Consider the following 15,233-nt stretch of genomic DNA (forward strand, 5'->3'; position numbering starts at 1 on the left):
GTGTCACTTTCGCTTTGGCAGCAGTGTCTTGCCCGATTGCAGGATGAGTTACCTGCCACAGAATTTAGTATGTGGATACGCCCATTGCAGGCGGAACTGAGTGACAATACCCTGGCGTTGTACGCACCCAATCGCTTCGTGCTGGACTGGGTTCGTGATAAATACTTAAACAACATCAATGGCCTGTTGAATGATTTCTGCGGCACTGATGCGCCGCTTTTGCGTTTTGAAGTGGGTAGCAAACCACTGACTCACACTATCAACCCGACGGTTAAGGCCAGTGTCAGCACTGCGCCAGTAGCCCCGGTGGTGCGAACGGCTGCGCCGTCCCGCCCGAGTTGGGATAATGCAGCACCGCCACCAGAGCTTTCATATCGTTCCAACGTCAACCCCAAGCATACCTTCGATAATTTCGTTGAGGGTAAGTCCAACCAGTTGGCTCGCGCTGCGGCCCGCCAAGTGGCGGACAATCCTGGGGGGGCTTATAATCCATTGTTCCTGTATGGCGGGACTGGCCTGGGTAAAACCCACCTGTTACACGCGGTGGGTAACAGCATCATGGCGCGCAAAGCCAATGCCAAAGTGGTCTACATGCACTCGGAACGCTTTGTACAGGATATGGTTAAGGCGCTGCAGAACAACGCTATTGAAGAGTTCAAACGCTACTACCGTTCCGTGGATGCGCTGCTGATCGATGACATTCAATTTTTTGCCAACAAAGAGCGCTCGCAGGAAGAGTTTTTCCACACTTTTAACGCGTTGTTGGAAGGTAATCAACAGATCATCCTGACCTCGGATCGTTACCCGAAAGAGATCAATGGGGTGGAAGATCGTTTGAAATCCCGCTTTGGCTGGGGGCTGACGGTGGCGATCGAACCACCGGAGTTGGAAACCCGCGTAGCGATCCTGATGAAAAAGGCCGACGAAAACGATATCCGTCTGCCGGGGGAAGTGGCGTTCTTTATTGCCAAACGTCTGCGTTCCAACGTGCGTGAACTTGAAGGCGCGCTGAACCGTGTCATCGCCAACGCAAACTTTACCGGCCGTGCCATTACCATTGATTTCGTGCGCGAAGCGTTACGCGATCTGCTGGCGCTGCAGGAAAAGCTGGTCACCATCGATAATATTCAGAAGACGGTGGCGGAGTACTATAAAATCAAAGTCGCGGATCTGCTGTCCAAACGGCGTTCACGCTCTGTTGCCCGCCCGCGCCAGATGGCGATGGCAATGGCAAAAGAGCTCACCAACCACAGCCTGCCAGAAATCGGCGATGCGTTTGGTGGCCGCGACCATACCACGGTGTTGCACGCCTGCCGGAAGATTGAGCAGTTGCGTGAGGAAAGTCACGACATCAAAGAAGATTTCTCCAATTTAATCAGAACATTGTCTTCATAGCGCATATGAAATTTATCGTTGAACGTGAGCAACTGCTAAAACCGCTGCAACAGGTGAGCAGCCCATTGGGGGGCCGCCCGACGCTACCAATTCTGGGTAACCTGCTGCTGCAGGTGACAGAAGGTTCCCTGTTGCTGACAGGAACCGATCTGGAGATGGAGATGGTGGCACGCGTTGCCTTGTCTCAGCCCCATGAAGCGGGCGCGACCACCGTCCCCGCGCGTAAATTCTTTGATATCTGCCGTGGTTTGCCGGAAGGTGCCGAGATCGCAGTAACGCTTGAAAGCGAACGTATGTTGGTGCGCTCGGGCCGTAGCCGCTTCTCGTTATCCACGCTGCCAGCGGTGGATTTCCCGAACCTGGATGATTGGCAGAGCGAGGTAGAGTTTACCTTGCCGCAGGCAACGCTTAAGCGCCTGATTGAAGCCACCCAGTTTTCGATGGCTCATCAGGATGTGCGTTATTATCTGAACGGTATGTTGTTTGAAACCGAAGGTGAAGAACTGCGCACGGTTGCTACCGATGGCCACCGTCTGGCGGTATGCGCAATGCCGATTGGCCAGCAACTGCCAACACATTCGGTGATCGTACCGCGTAAAGGGGTAATGGAACTGGTTCGTCTGCTCGATGGCGGCGATACCCCGCTGCGGGTGCAGATCGGCAGTAACAATATTCGTGCTCATGTGGGGGATTTTATCTTTACCTCCAAGCTGGTTGATGGCCGTTTCCCTGATTATCGCCGCGTGTTACCGAAGAACCCAGACAAAACCCTGCAGGCAGGTTGCGATCTGCTCAAGCAGGCATTTGCCCGCGCGGCAATCCTGTCGAACGAGAAGTTCCGTGGTGTGCGTCTTTATGTTAGCCAGAACCAGCTAAAGATCACCGCCAATAACCCGGAGCAGGAAGAGGCGGAAGAGATCCTGGATGTAAGCTATGACGGCACCGAGATGGAGATTGGTTTCAACGTTAGCTATGTGCTCGATGTGCTTAACGCGCTCAAGTGTGAAGAAGTGCGCCTGCTGCTGACCGATTCCGTTTCCAGTGTGCAGATCGAGGATGGAGCCAGTAAGTCCGCCGCCTATGTTGTCATGCCAATGCGACTTTAGAATTTATCGGGCTATCTTACTTGCCCATTTGCGATTGGGCAGTGCTCGCAATCCTCACGTACTTGTGTACGCTCCGGTTGCTGTGCGCTGGCCGCACGCAAATGGTCTGCGATGATAACGCCCTGGGCTGTTCGATGATTAAGATAACTGCAGCATGGCACTGACGCGTTTACTGATTAAAGATTTTCGCAATATCGAAGCTGCGGATCTGCTACCTGCGCCGGGGTTTAACTTCCTGGTGGGGGCGAATGGCAGCGGCAAAACCAGCGTTTTGGAGGCGGTTTACACCCTTGGTCATGGCCGCGCGTTTCGCAGTTTGCAGGCAGGCCGGGTGATACGCCACGATCAACCGGAGTTCGTGCTGCATGGCCGCATCGAAGGTGCAGAGCGCGAGTTATCGGTAGGACTCAGTAAGAGCCGTCAGGGTGACAGCAAAGTGCGTATCGATGGCAGCGATGGCCACAAGGTGGCGGAGCTTGCTCAGTTATTGCCCATGCAGTTGATCACCCCCGAAGGTTTTACTCTGCTAAATGGCGGGCCGAAATATCGGCGCGCTTTTCTGGACTGGGGTTGTTTTCATGACGAACCCGGTTTTTTCACAGCCTGGAGCAACCTGAAAAGGTTATTGAAGCAGCGCAATGCCGCGCTGCGCCAGGTCAGTCGCTATGCACAAATTCGTGCCTGGGATCAGGAATTGATCCCATTGGCCGAGCGCATCAGCGAGTGGCGGGCAGCTTACAGTGACGCTATTGCCGCGGATATTACCGCGACCTGTGCACAGTTTCTGCCCGAATTTGCCCTGAGTTTCTCTTTCCAGCGAGGCTGGGACAAAGAGAGCGACTATGGAGAGCTGCTGGAGCGCCAGTTTGAGCGCGACAGGGCGCTAACCTATACCGCAGTAGGTCCGCACAAAGCGGATTTCCGTATTCGTGCCGAAGGTACGCCGGTAGAGGATTTGTTATCGCGCGGTCAGCTTAAACTGCTGATGTGCGCATTGCGCTTGGCGCAGGGTGAGTTTCTCACCCGGCAGAGCGGGCGGCGTTGCCTGTATCTGATTGATGATTTTGCCTCCGAGCTGGACACCGGCCGTCGCCGGTTGCTAGCCGATCGCCTTAAAGCCACCCAGGCTCAGGTTTTTGTCAGCGCCGTGAGCGCTGAACAAGTCACCGACATGGTGGGTGAAAAGGGCAAGATGTTCCGCGTGGAACAAGGTAAAATAGAGGTTCAACCACAGGACTAAAATGAGCGAGAAACGTTGATGTCGAATTCTTATGACTCCTCAAGTATCAAGGTATTAAAAGGGCTGGATGCGGTGCGTAAGCGTCCAGGCATGTATATCGGCGATACTGATGACGGCACCGGTCTACACCACATGGTATTCGAGGTCGTGGACAACGCTATCGACGAAGCACTCGCTGGCCACTGTAGTGACATTCAGGTGACCATCCACGCCGATAACTCCGTTTCGGTGCAGGATGATGGTCGTGGTATCCCAACCGGTATCCACGAAGAAGAAGGGGTATCAGCTGCGCAGGTCATCATGACCGTTTTGCATGCTGGCGGTAAATTTGACGACAACTCCTATAAAGTTTCCGGTGGCCTGCACGGCGTGGGTGTTTCGGTTGTTAACGCCCTGTCGGAGAAACTTGAGCTGGTGATCCGCCGTGAAGGTAAAGTGCATGAGCAAACCTATCGCCATGGTGAGCCGCAGGCCCCGTTAAAAGTCGTCGGCGAGACCGAACAGACCGGTACTACCCTACGCTTCTGGCCTAGCTATCAGACCTTTACCAACAACATCGAATTTGAGTATGACATTCTGGCCAAGCGCCTGCGTGAGTTGTCATTCCTCAACTCGGGTGTTTCCATTCGTCTGAAAGACAAACGCAACGACAAACAGGACCACTTCCATTATGAAGGGGGTATCAGGGCGTTTGTTGAATACCTGAACAAGAACAAAACCCCGATCCACCCAACGGTGTTCTACTTCTCCACCGTGAAAGACGATATCGGTGTGGAAGTGGCATTGCAGTGGAACGATGGCTTCCAGGAAAATATCTATTGTTTCACCAACAACATCCCGCAGCGTGATGGGGGGACACACCTGGCCGGTTTCCGTGCCGCGATGACCCGTACCCTGAACAACTACATGGATAAAGAAGGCTATAGCAAGAAGTCCAAGATCAGCGCTACCGGTGACGATGCGCGTGAAGGGCTGATTGCCGTTGTCTCGGTGAAAGTGCCGGATCCGAAGTTTTCTTCACAGACCAAAGACAAACTGGTGTCTTCTGAAGTAAAAACCGCGGTTGAATCGCTGATGAACGAGAAACTGGTCGATTATCTGATGGAAAACCCATCGGACGCCAAAATCGTGGTAGGCAAAATCATCGATGCGGCCCGTGCCCGTGAAGCGGCGCGTAAAGCGCGTGAAATGACCCGCCGTAAAGGTGCGCTGGATTTGGCAGGCCTACCGGGTAAACTGGCTGATTGCCAGGAACGTGACCCGGCGCTGTCTGAACTGTACCTGGTGGAAGGGGACTCTGCGGGCGGCTCTGCCAAGCAGGGGCGTAACCGTAAGAACCAGGCGATTTTACCGCTGAAAGGTAAAATCCTTAACGTCGAAAAGGCGCGCTTCGACAAGATGCTCTCTTCGCAGGAAGTGGCAACGCTGATCACCGCTTTAGGCTGTGGTATTGGCCGTGACGAATACAACCCGGACAAGCTGCGTTATCACAGCATCATCATCATGACCGACGCCGACGTCGACGGTTCGCATATTCGTACGCTGCTGTTGACCTTCTTCTATCGTCAGATGCCAGAAATCATTGAGCGTGGCCACGTGTTTATTGCGCAGCCGCCGCTGTATAAAGTGAAAAAAGGCAAACAAGAACAGTATATTAAAGACGATGAAGCGATGGATCAGTATCAGATCTCTATCGCTCTCGACGGCGCAACTCTGCACCCGAATGAAGTTGCACCGCCATTGGCAGGTGAGCCGCTGGAAAAGCTGGTTGCTGAACATTACAGCGTACAGAAACTGATCGGCCGTATGGAGCGCCGTTATCCGCGAGCCCTGCTGAACAACCTGATCTACCAGCCAACCCTGAATGAAGAAGATTTGAGCGATCAAGCCAAGGTCAAAGAGTGGATCGAGTCGCTGGTGAAGTTGCTGAACGATAAAGAACAGCATGGCAGCAGCTACGATTTTGTGATCTTTGAGAACCGTGAACGCCAGATGTTTGAGCCGATACTGCGTATTCGTACGCACGGCGTCGATACCGACTATCCGTTGGACTTCGATTTCATTCATGGCGGTGAATACCGCAAGATTTGTACTCTGGGTGAAAAACTGCGTGGCTTGCTGGAAGAGGGGGCTTTCATCGAACGTGGCGAGCGCCGCCAGCCGGTAGAAAGTTTCGAACAGGCACTGGAGTGGCTGGTGAAAGAGTCGCGCCGTGGCCTTGCTATTCAGCGCTATAAAGGTCTGGGGGAAATGAACCCGGATCAGTTGTGGGAAACCACCATGGATCCTGAGCAGCGTCGTATGTTGCGTGTAACGGTGAAAGACGCTATTGCGGCGGATCAGCTGTTTACCACTCTGATGGGGGATGCGGTAGAACCTCGCCGTGCCTTTATCGAAGAGAACGCCCTGAAAGCGGCAAACATCGATATCTGATGCGTTAATGAGTGATGAAAAATCCGCGCGGATAACCGTCGCGGATTTTTTTTGCCCTATTTTGGCAAGAATATGGCAAGCTGAAACGCGTTAGCATAAGGAAAACCACTGGGAGAAGCTCGTATGGCAATTGAACTGATTGCAATTGATATGGATGGTACTCTGCTCAATCCGCAGCACCAGATCACACCCGCAGTAAAACAGGCGATCACTGCCGCGCGCAATCAGGGGGTACATGTGGTGTTGGCTACCGGGCGGCCCTATGTCGGTGTGCAAGACTACCTGCGTCAGTTAGACATTCAGGGTAACGATGATTTCTGTATCACCTATAACGGTGCGTTGGTACTGAAAGCGTTAGACGGTGCCTGTATTCTGCAGGAAACGCTCGGTTTTGACGATTTCGTCTATTTTGAACGCTTGGCGCGCGAACTTGGCGTCCATTTCCACGCTTTTGATTTCGACACCCTCTACACACCTAATAAAGATATTGGTAAGTATACCGTTCACGAATCTAATATGACCGGTATCCCACTGAAATACCGTAGCGTAGAAGAGATGGATCGCGCCATACGTTTCCCGAAGGTAATGATGATTGATGAGCCATCATTGTTGGAAAGTGCGATAGCCCGTTTGCCAGCGGAAGCCCTTGAGCGTTATACCATTATGAAAAGCGCCCCTTACTTCTTGGAAATTCTGCACAAGTTGGTAGACAAAGGTGCCGGGGTTAAAATGCTGGCCGATCACCTGGGCATCAAGCAGGAAAATGTGATGGCATTAGGCGATCAGGGTAACGATATGGCGATGATCGAGTATGCCGGGGTTGGTGTGGCAATGGGCAATGCCATTCCAGAGCTGAAGGCGATTGCCCAGTTTGTGACGGCCAGCAACACCGAGGACGGCGTAGCGCAGGCCATCGAGCGGTTCGTGTTGAACGCCTGATGCTCTGCAGTCTGCCGTTAGCCTCTTCTCTATTGCGGGAAGGGGTTATAACCCAGCCAGGATCCCTTTCACAATCTGTACATCCTGAATCGCCAGGGTGATTTGTTGATTGGTGTTACAACACATTCTCATGGCTAACGGCCTGCAGATATTTTTCCAGCACGATATTTTTACCGCACAACACCACGGCCACTTTTTTACCCTGAAACTCTGGTGCCAGTTTGCAGGCGGCTGCCAATGCAACCCCGGCTGCACCTTCAATAATCCAGCGGTCGCTGGCGGCAATCATGCGCATAGCCTGCTTGATCTCATCTTCACTCACCAACACTTTACGGTCGATCACCTGCTGGCAAAGTGGGAAGGTAATAGCACCGGGTTCAACGCCGCCTGCAGTTCCGTCAGACAAGGTATCCTGCTCTTCCACCGGATAGATATGCCCGGCCTCCAACGCGCTGTACATGCTGGTGGCATTCTGCGGCCAACAGGCAATAACCTGCGTTTTTGACGACAATCGCTTCAATACGGTGCCAATTCCGGCAACATAGCCACCACCGCCCACGGCAACGAACACTGCATCCAAATCGGGTTGCTGTTCGACGATTTCCATGCCACAAGTGCCTTGTCCGGCAATCACTTGAGCGTCGTTATAGGGGGAAATATAGACTTTTCCCTGCTCGCGAGCGGCTTTTTCCCCAGCCAACTCGGCGTTCAATCCATCGCCCGGTATTTGTACCACTTCGCCACCTAATGCGCTGATCGTCTCCAACTTGATGGCAGCGGCACTTTCAGGGGCATAGACGGTGACATTTATCCCCATCTGTTTGCCTGCCAGGGCGATCGCTTGACCATGGTTACCGCTGGAAGCTGCAATCACCCCTCGTTGACGTTGTTCATCGCTCAGCAGACGTAGCTTATTGCTTGCGCCACGAAACTTGAATGAGCCGGTATGCTGCAGTTGGTCGCATTTTAGATACAATTCGCATCCTAATTGCTGCGAAAGTAGCAGGCTATGCTCCAAAGGGGTAACTCGCACTTGCGGGCGTAACAGCTGGTGGGCGGAAACGATCTCATCAAATAGCTTGCTCATACCGACTCCTTAATATTTTTCAGATAGTTGTAGACCGTAGCGCGGCTAATGACGAGAATTTTTGCTACATAACCCGCGGCATTTTTTCCTTTGAACGCCCCCTCTTGATACAACGCTTCAACCAGTGCCCGTCGACTTACGCCGTTGAGCGTAGCCAGAGTGAGTTGCCTCTGCTGTAACCAAGAGTGAATAAACGAATTGATGCGTTGCTGCCAGTCATCGTGAAACAGCATATCGGGCTGCGGTTGCAGAACGTTACCTACCAGAAACAAATCCAGCGCCGCTTTAGCGTTCTCCAGAACGGAAATATCCAGATTGATACACATAAGGCCGATGGGATCACCCCGATCGTCGCGCAGTACCGCGCTGATCGAGCGCAGTTGGTTACCATCCCAGTTACGTTTGAGGTAGGGGCCAATCACCTGCAAATCGTAGTCATCCTGCAGACCGCTCAGGTTGGAATCTTCCCCCAGTTCGCGCTGAGAACGGTTGTTGGCGATGTAGACCAGCGTCTTGCTGGTGAGATCGTGGATAGCGATTTCGGCATAGGGTGAGAATAGCAGCGCAATGGCATCGGCAATGGCGTGGTAACGGTTCAGCATAGGTTTATTTTTAGATTTAAAAGTCTAAAATGTACTATTTATTCTATATTGTAAATCAAAATCGGTGAAAAAACCTATGGGATCCGTAACATAGTCATCACAGGTGGAACGAATTCCTTTATTGGAGTACCAATAAAATCATCACCGAAGCGATTGGTGATGGTTGCGTAAGGCTTTAAACGAATAAGATCAGAGCAAAAATGAACTGGCCGATCCGTTAAGATGGTGGTTCAATGCCAGCCTGTGCACAGGAGCCGCCATGCAACACCGGGAACAACAACTGACTTTTGAACCACGCGGTCATCAGCTCACCAACATCAATGTCTGGACACCCTGCAGCCAATGGCTGGCGTATGATGTGCGCCCCAGCGGGGCTTCTTTTACCGGGTTGGCGATTGAGCGAGTCAACATAGTGAGTAAGCAGGTGGAGATTGTTTACCGGGCACAGTACGGCGCACATGTTGGTGTGGTGACGGTTAGCCCCGACGCGCCCGCGCGCTACGTATTTATTCATGGGCCCGAGCACCCCGATAGCCATTGGCATTACGATTTTCATCATCGGCGCGGAGTGATCGTCAGCGAACCGGATCGTGAGTTGGCAATCACTCTGGATGCGCTGGATATTACGGCACCTTATACTCCCGGCGCTCTGCGCGGTGGCAGCCATGTTCACGTGTTTAGCCCAGATGGTAGCCGCCTGAGCTTCACCTATAACGACCATGTGATGCATGAACGCGATCCTGCGTTGGATTTACGCAATGTTGGCGTTGCGGTGCCGCTCCATGGTGTCAATCCGCCTAAACAGCACCCGCGTGAATACGATGGTAGCCATTATTGTGTGCTCGTCAGTACAACCACGCCGCAGCCGCAGCCCGGTAGCGATCAGATAAACCGGGCTTATGAGGAGGGATGGATTGGCCAGTTGGGCTATCGCAAACCGGATGGAAGCTATCAGCGTTGGGCGCTGGCATTTATCGGCGATACGCTCTCTGCAACGGGGGAAAAACTGGCGGAAGTGTTTGTGGTCGATCTGCCTGAAAACGATGGGGATTATGCCAAAGCTGGCAGTCAACCGTTGCAGGGAACCGAGAATACCATGCCTGCGCCGCCGTTGGGTGTTCAGCAACGCAGGCTGACCTTTACCGGGCAACGCCGTTATCCGGGTGTCGCGACTCAACCACGCCATTGGCTGCGCAGCGCCCCTGACGGCAGTGTGATTGCCTTTCTGATGCGGGATGACCAGGGCATCGTGCAGTTATGGACCATTTCCCCTAACGGGGGGGAACCGCGTCAGGTGACTCGGGCTGAACACAGTATCCAATCGGCATTCAGTTGGCACCCGCAAGGCGATAAGATTGCGTTGGTCTGTGATAACAGTGTGATGCTTTGTGACGTGGGTAGCGGCAAGATGCAGCGCCTGACTGAGCGCACTGCACAAGCCCCGCAGGGTGACGCTGTAGTATTCTCACCCGATGGCACGCAAGTGGCCTTTATGCGCGAGGTGGCGGGTTTCAGCCAGATTTTTGTGGTGGGCGTTTAGTCACCCTGAAATAGCCTGCGTTATCGCGCAGGCTTTGTTGGCATCCCCTGACCTGGATTACCGCTAGCGGCCAGATTCTTTTCTTCATCTTGCTGAACGCGTGCTTTGGGGGAATCTGCCTTTTTATCCTTGTCTGAGCGCAGGTAGTCATAAGGCAGTAATACCGTATCCATTACGGCAGAGAAAGGCAGATCGATCGCCAGCAGCGGCATCATTACAAAACTGGTGTCGTCACTTTTCATCATGTCCACATTGGCTCGCGTACCGGAATAATATCCCTGATCGGCACCGGTGCGGCTCATTACGCTGGAGCAGCCGTTGACAGTAAGCAGTAGACAACTTAACGCCATTATTTTTGTTGGTTTCATCAATTCATCCTGAGCAAGAGTTCTCCTGAAATTTGCTGATTTATACCCTTCATACTTCAAGTTGCATGTGCGTTGGCTTTCCTCGCTCCCCCCAGTCACTTACCGGAGTAAGCTCCAGGGGATTCACTGCGTTGCCGCCTTCCTGCAACTCGAATTATTTTGGGTATATAGCATCTACATAACGCTTTAAAAGTAGTAAAACCCCACTCTGTGGCAGCTATCTCATTTTATTGTATGTGAAAAATAGATTATCGCCGCTTCAATTGACATTTTTTTGAAAGGCTCAGTTGAAACAAAGAAATTAACCCCCATTTTCCTGGTAGGCCGAATTAAGAATTTGCCGCAAGGGAATTCTGGCTAATCAACCTGTCCATAGTGGAAGGTTTATTTTCAACCTCGCTGAAGTGCCTTAGGAGGCTGTTTTATGCGCAATTTTGATCTTTCCCCGCTATACCGTTCTGCGATTGGTTTTGATCGCTTGTTTAATGCCCTTGAAGCTGGCCAAAGCCAAGGGAACGGTGGTTATCCTCCCTACAATGTTGAACTGGTAGATGAAAATCATTACCGCATTGCCATCGCGGTAGCCGGATTCGCCGAGCATGAGTTGGAGATCACCACGCACGATAATCTGCTGATTGTGCGCGGGGCTCATAATAATGAGCCTGCGGAGAAAACATATTTATATCAAGGTATTGCTGAGCGTAATTTTGAGCGTAAATTCCAGCTTGCTGAACATATTCAAATTAAAGGCGCCAAACTGGAAAACGGTTTGTTGTATATCGATCTGGAACGCATTGTGCCGGAAACCCTAAAGCCGCGCCGGATCGAAATTAAATAATTGCTGTTTCACGTTTGCCTGCCGTCAGGGGGCAACATTGACATCTCGCTTCTTGGAAGGAGTTAATACTATGCGTAATTACGATTTATCCCCACTTCTGCGTCAATGGATCGGTTTTGATAAGCTGGCCAGCTCAATGGGGGGCCAGGAGCCACAAGGGTTCCCGCCTTATAACATTGAAAAAAGTGACGACAACCATTATCGCATTTCTCTGGCTTTGGCCGGGTTTAAACAGAGCGAACTGGATATCGAAGTGGAAGGTCCGCGCCTAAGCGTGCGTGGTAAACCTACACCGCCGGAAAAACAGGTGGAGTATCTGCATCAGGGGTTGATATGCAAAGAGTTTACCCTGACATTTACTCTGGCAGAGCATCTGCAGGTTTCCGAAGCAAAATTTGAAAACGGTCTGCTGCACATTGATCTGGTACGCCATGTTCCAGAAGCCTTGCAGCCACAACGTATCCGTATCGGTAGCACGCTGGAGTTGGAAGTCAAATAACTGGCTGAAAAAAAAGAAAATCTCACGGGGGAGTGCCATTCGGTACTCCCCCGTTGCATTATGTGGTGCAACCCACATTCCCCCCACGCGCCTTATGTCAGAATCCCCATTAATTGTGTGTTTTTAATCGCATACCGATTGTTAAACTTCTGGTAAGGATGTGACGTATGAGTGATATCGCCCTGACCGTCAGCATGTTGGCGTTGGTGGCTATTCTCGGGTTATGGATTGGCAACTGGAAAGTGTATGGCGTGGGTTTAGGGATAGGTGGCGTGTTGTTCGGCGGTATTATCGTCGGGCACTTTGCACAGACTAACCAGATCAGTCTCAATGGCGACATGCTGCATTTTATTCAGGAGTTCGGTCTTATCCTGTTTGTTTATACCATCGGTATTCAGGTTGGTCCCGGTTTCTTCTCGTCTCTACGCGTCTCCGGCCTCCGGCTGAATGGTTTTGCCATTCTGTTGGTGCTGGTGGGGGGCGTGGTAGCGGCCATTGTTCACAAGCTGTTTGCCGTACCACTGCCGATCATTCTCGGTGTGTTTTCTGGTGCGGTAACCAACACCCCAGCGCTCGGTGCAGGGCAACAGATCCTTACCGATCTGGGCTCCGATCCGGCGCTGGTTAACCGTATGGGGATGGGTTATGCAATGGCCTATCCGTTCGGTATTTGCGGCATCCTGTTGGTGATGTGGCTTATCCGCCTGTTCTTCCGGATCAATATTGAGCAGGAAGCGCAGGCCTTCGAAGACAGCCTGGGTAACAACCGTGAGCTGCTGCAAACCATGAACGTCGCGGTGCGTAATCCCAATTTGCAGGGGATTGCAATCAAGAACGTACCGCTGCTCAACAGTGATGAGATCATTTGCTCGCGCCTGAAGCGGGGCGATTTGCTGATGGTTCCCGCTCCACACGAAAAGCTGGAGCTTGGGGATTTCCTGCATCTGGTTGGCAAACGGGAGGAACTGGAAAACGCCCGGCTGGTGATCGGTGAAGAGGTGGATGTTTCGCTCTCTACGCGGGGGACAGCGCTGCAAGTGGTGCGAGCGGTGGTGACTAACGAGAAGGTGCTGGGTAAAAAAATCCGCGATCTGGATTTCAAGCAGAAATACGATGTGGTGGTTTCACGCCTTAATCGTGCCGGGGTTGAACTGGTGGCTGGCAACAATGTTACGCTACAGTTCGGGGACATTCTCAACCTGGTTGGTCGGCCTGAATCTATCGAGGCGGTGGCGGCGATTGTGGGTAATGCCAAGCAAAAGCTGCAACAGGTGCAAATGCTGCCGGTCTTTATTGGTATCGGTCTTGGCGTGTTATTGGGTTCCATTCCGCTGTTTATCCCCGGATTTCCGGCGGCGTTGCGCTTGGGGCTGGCAGGCGGTCCGCTGGTGGTAGCGCTGATCCTCGGGCGTATAGGCAGCATTGGCAAGCTTTACTGGTTTATGCCGCCGAGTGCTAACCTGGCGTTACGTGAACTGGGGATCGTGTTGTTCCTGGCGGTGGTTGGGCTGAAGTCTGGGGGGAATTTTGTCGATACTCTGGTCCACGGCGAGGGGCTGGCGTGGATCGGCTATGGTGCATTGATCACCTCCATTCCGTTGATTACCGTGGGAGTTCTTGCCAGGGTGGTGGGTAAGATGAACTACCTTACGCTCTCCGGTATGCTGGCGGGTTCAATGACCGATCCTCCGGCATTGGCCTTCGCTAACGGTTTGCACCCAACCAGCGGCGCTGCGGCGCTTTCATATGCCACGGTGTATCCGCTGGCTATGTTCCTGCGCATTATGTCACCGCAGTTGCTGGCAGTCCTGTTCTGGGCGATGTAATAACAGAAAGGGGCTCTGTTGCAGAGCCCCTGTCACGCCTTAACCCCCTTCCTGATGTGCGCGTTCAATCTCTTCTGCCAGGATCATCACACCACGTTCAATACTTTCCGGATCAGGGACATAGTTCATGCGCATGCATTGGTGCGTATGGGGCCATTCATGCTCCAATCCAGGGAAGAAGTAGTGCCCAGGCACCATCAGCACGCCCCGCTTTTTCAGGCGCTGGTAAAGCAGCTCGGTGGTGATGGGCAGATCTTTAAACCACAGCCAGAGGAAGATAGCCCCTTCTGGCTTGTGGATCAGGCAGCGTTCCGGCGACAGATAACGTCGGAGGATGCCAATAGCCTGCTCAACGCGCTGTTTGTAGAACGGGCGGATCACCTCATTGGACAGGCGCAGTAGATCGCCACGCTCAATCATTGCTGTCGCTAACGCAGGACCGATACTGCCAGGGGAAAGGCTGATGATACCGTTCATATTGGTCAGCGCAGTGATGACTTTTTCGTCAGCAATGACGATGCCACAGCGTGAACCTGGCAAGCCGAGCTTGGACAGGCTCATGCACAAAATGATATTGGGGTTCCACAGCGGCGTGGCGTCACTGAAGATAATGCCGGGGAAAGGGACGCCATAGGCGTTGTCGATCACCAGCGGAATATCTCGCTGCTGCGCCAGTAAATCGAGCTTCATCAGCTCTTCATCGGTGATCACGTTACCGGTCGGGTTGGTGGGGCGCGAAACGCAAATCATACCGATATCGTCGCCGATGTTAAGATGTTCAAAATCGACGTGATACTTGAATTGGCCATCGGGTAGCAGTTCGATGTTCGGCTTGGCGGAGACAAACAGTCCGTCATCCAGCCCGGCATCTGCATAACCGATGTATTCCGGCGCTAACGGGAACAGTACTCGGCGGCGGCTACCATCGGCGTAGCGGCCAGCGAACAGGTTGAATAAGTAGAAAAACGCGCTTTGGCTGCCGTTTGTCAGTGCAATATTCTGCGGTTCAATCTGCCAACCGAGCTCTTCCTGCAGTAGGTTAGCCAGGGCTTTCAGCAAGGTATCTTTGCCTTGCGGCCCATCGTAGTTACACAGCGCCTCGGTCAGCTTGCCCTGATCGAGCATCTCCTGACATAACTGGGTAAAGTAGCTTTCCATCTCTGGAATTTGCGCCGGGTTACCACCGCCAAGCATGATTGCGCCTGGAGTTCGCAGGCCTTCATTCATGTCGTCCATTAAACGGGTAATGCCCGCATAACGGGTAAATTTGTCGCCGAAAAGTGAAAAAGTCATAGATGCAGCAGATTTGTTATTGGCAAGTTAACCCCACCATACCGTCAGATAAATGCGGGTGCAATGT

At 52.6% G+C, this 15,233-nt stretch carries 13 protein-coding genes; 9 read left to right on the top strand and 4 right to left on the bottom strand.

The window, feature by feature from the left end; translation table 11 throughout:
- The 5 genes from dnaA to yidA all read left to right on the top strand — a co-directional run bounded on the left by dnaA (window position 1) and on the right by yidA (window position 7,113).
- A complete protein-coding gene (gene dnaA, locus SAQUA_RS00005; RefSeq protein WP_380679358.1) occupies window positions 1-1,395 on the top strand; it encodes a chromosomal replication initiator protein DnaA in 1,395 nt (464 codons plus the stop codon).
- A gap of 5 nt (window positions 1,396-1,400) precedes the next feature.
- Window positions 1,401-2,501, top strand: a complete 1,101-nt coding sequence (dnaN, locus tag SAQUA_RS00010) for a DNA polymerase III subunit beta (protein WP_380679355.1) — start codon at window positions 1,401-1,403, stop codon at window positions 2,499-2,501.
- Between the two features lie 154 nt (window positions 2,502-2,655).
- The gene (recF, locus tag SAQUA_RS00015; protein WP_380679352.1) at window positions 2,656-3,741 is read left to right on the top strand and encodes a DNA replication/repair protein RecF; all 1,086 of its coding nucleotides are present in this window, start codon (window positions 2,656-2,658) and stop codon (window positions 3,739-3,741) included.
- A gap of 18 nt (window positions 3,742-3,759) precedes the next feature.
- Window positions 3,760-6,174, top strand: coding sequence for a DNA topoisomerase (ATP-hydrolyzing) subunit B (gene gyrB / locus SAQUA_RS00020; RefSeq protein ID WP_380679349.1), 2,415 nt, complete (start codon window positions 3,760-3,762; stop codon window positions 6,172-6,174).
- Between the two features lie 123 nt (window positions 6,175-6,297).
- Entirely contained in the window at window positions 6,298-7,113 is an 816-nt protein-coding gene (gene yidA, locus SAQUA_RS00025) for a sugar-phosphatase (RefSeq protein WP_380679346.1), read from the top strand.
- Window positions 7,114-7,228: 115 nt separating this feature from the next.
- Here the strand turns inward: yidA and SAQUA_RS00030 are convergent, their stop codons facing one another.
- Together SAQUA_RS00030 and SAQUA_RS00035 are read right to left on the bottom strand one after the other, a co-directional pair.
- Window positions 7,229-8,200 carry a threonine/serine dehydratase gene (locus SAQUA_RS00030; RefSeq protein ID WP_380679343.1) on the bottom strand — a complete coding sequence of 324 codons (972 nt, stop codon included), beginning with the start codon at window positions 8,198-8,200 and terminating at the stop codon, window positions 7,229-7,231.
- On the bottom strand, window positions 8,197-8,802 hold the full coding sequence (locus SAQUA_RS00035; RefSeq protein WP_380679340.1) for a transcriptional regulator: 606 nt from the start codon (window positions 8,800-8,802) through the stop codon (window positions 8,197-8,199). Before SAQUA_RS00035 ends, SAQUA_RS00030 begins: the two co-directional genes overlap by 4 nt.
- A 259-nt stretch (window positions 8,803-9,061) precedes the next feature.
- On the opposite strand from SAQUA_RS00035, the gene SAQUA_RS00040 reads away from it, so the two are divergent.
- Window positions 9,062-10,342: a DUF3748 domain-containing protein gene (locus SAQUA_RS00040; RefSeq protein WP_380679337.1), complete on the top strand. Its 1,281-nt coding sequence runs from the start codon at window positions 9,062-9,064 to the stop codon at window positions 10,340-10,342.
- Between the two features lie 20 nt (window positions 10,343-10,362).
- Here SAQUA_RS00040 and SAQUA_RS00045 read toward each other — a convergent pair whose 3' ends face one another.
- The gene (locus tag SAQUA_RS00045; RefSeq protein WP_380679334.1) at window positions 10,363-10,710 is read right to left on the bottom strand and encodes a YceK/YidQ family lipoprotein; all 348 of its coding nucleotides are present in this window, start codon (window positions 10,708-10,710) and stop codon (window positions 10,363-10,365) included.
- A gap of 424 nt (window positions 10,711-11,134) precedes the next feature.
- Here SAQUA_RS00045 and ibpA point away from each other — a divergent pair, with 424 nt between their 5' ends.
- The 3 genes from ibpA (at window position 11,135) to SAQUA_RS00060 (ending at window position 13,873) form a co-directional block, all read left to right on the top strand.
- The gene (ibpA, locus tag SAQUA_RS00050; RefSeq protein WP_380679331.1) at window positions 11,135-11,548 is read left to right on the top strand and encodes a small heat shock chaperone IbpA; all 414 of its coding nucleotides are present in this window, start codon (window positions 11,135-11,137) and stop codon (window positions 11,546-11,548) included.
- Window positions 11,549-11,618: 70 nt separating this feature from the next.
- Window positions 11,619-12,047, top strand: a complete 429-nt coding sequence (gene ibpB / locus SAQUA_RS00055) for a small heat shock chaperone IbpB (RefSeq protein ID WP_380679328.1) — start codon at window positions 11,619-11,621, stop codon at window positions 12,045-12,047.
- 167 nt (window positions 12,048-12,214) lie between these two features.
- Complete coding sequence (locus SAQUA_RS00060) at window positions 12,215-13,873, top strand: putative transporter (RefSeq protein ID WP_380679325.1); 1,659 nt, start codon at window positions 12,215-12,217, stop codon at window positions 13,871-13,873.
- 39 nt (window positions 13,874-13,912) lie between these two features.
- Here the strand turns inward: SAQUA_RS00060 and SAQUA_RS00065 are convergent, their stop codons facing one another.
- Complete coding sequence (locus tag SAQUA_RS00065; protein ID WP_380679322.1) at window positions 13,913-15,166, bottom strand: valine--pyruvate transaminase; 1,254 nt, start codon at window positions 15,164-15,166, stop codon at window positions 13,913-13,915.
- Window positions 15,167-15,233 lie beyond the last annotated feature (67 nt).

This window comes from Serratia aquatilis, from assembly GCF_044865145.1.
GTDB lineage: Bacteria > Pseudomonadota > Gammaproteobacteria > Enterobacterales > Enterobacteriaceae > Chania > Chania aquatilis.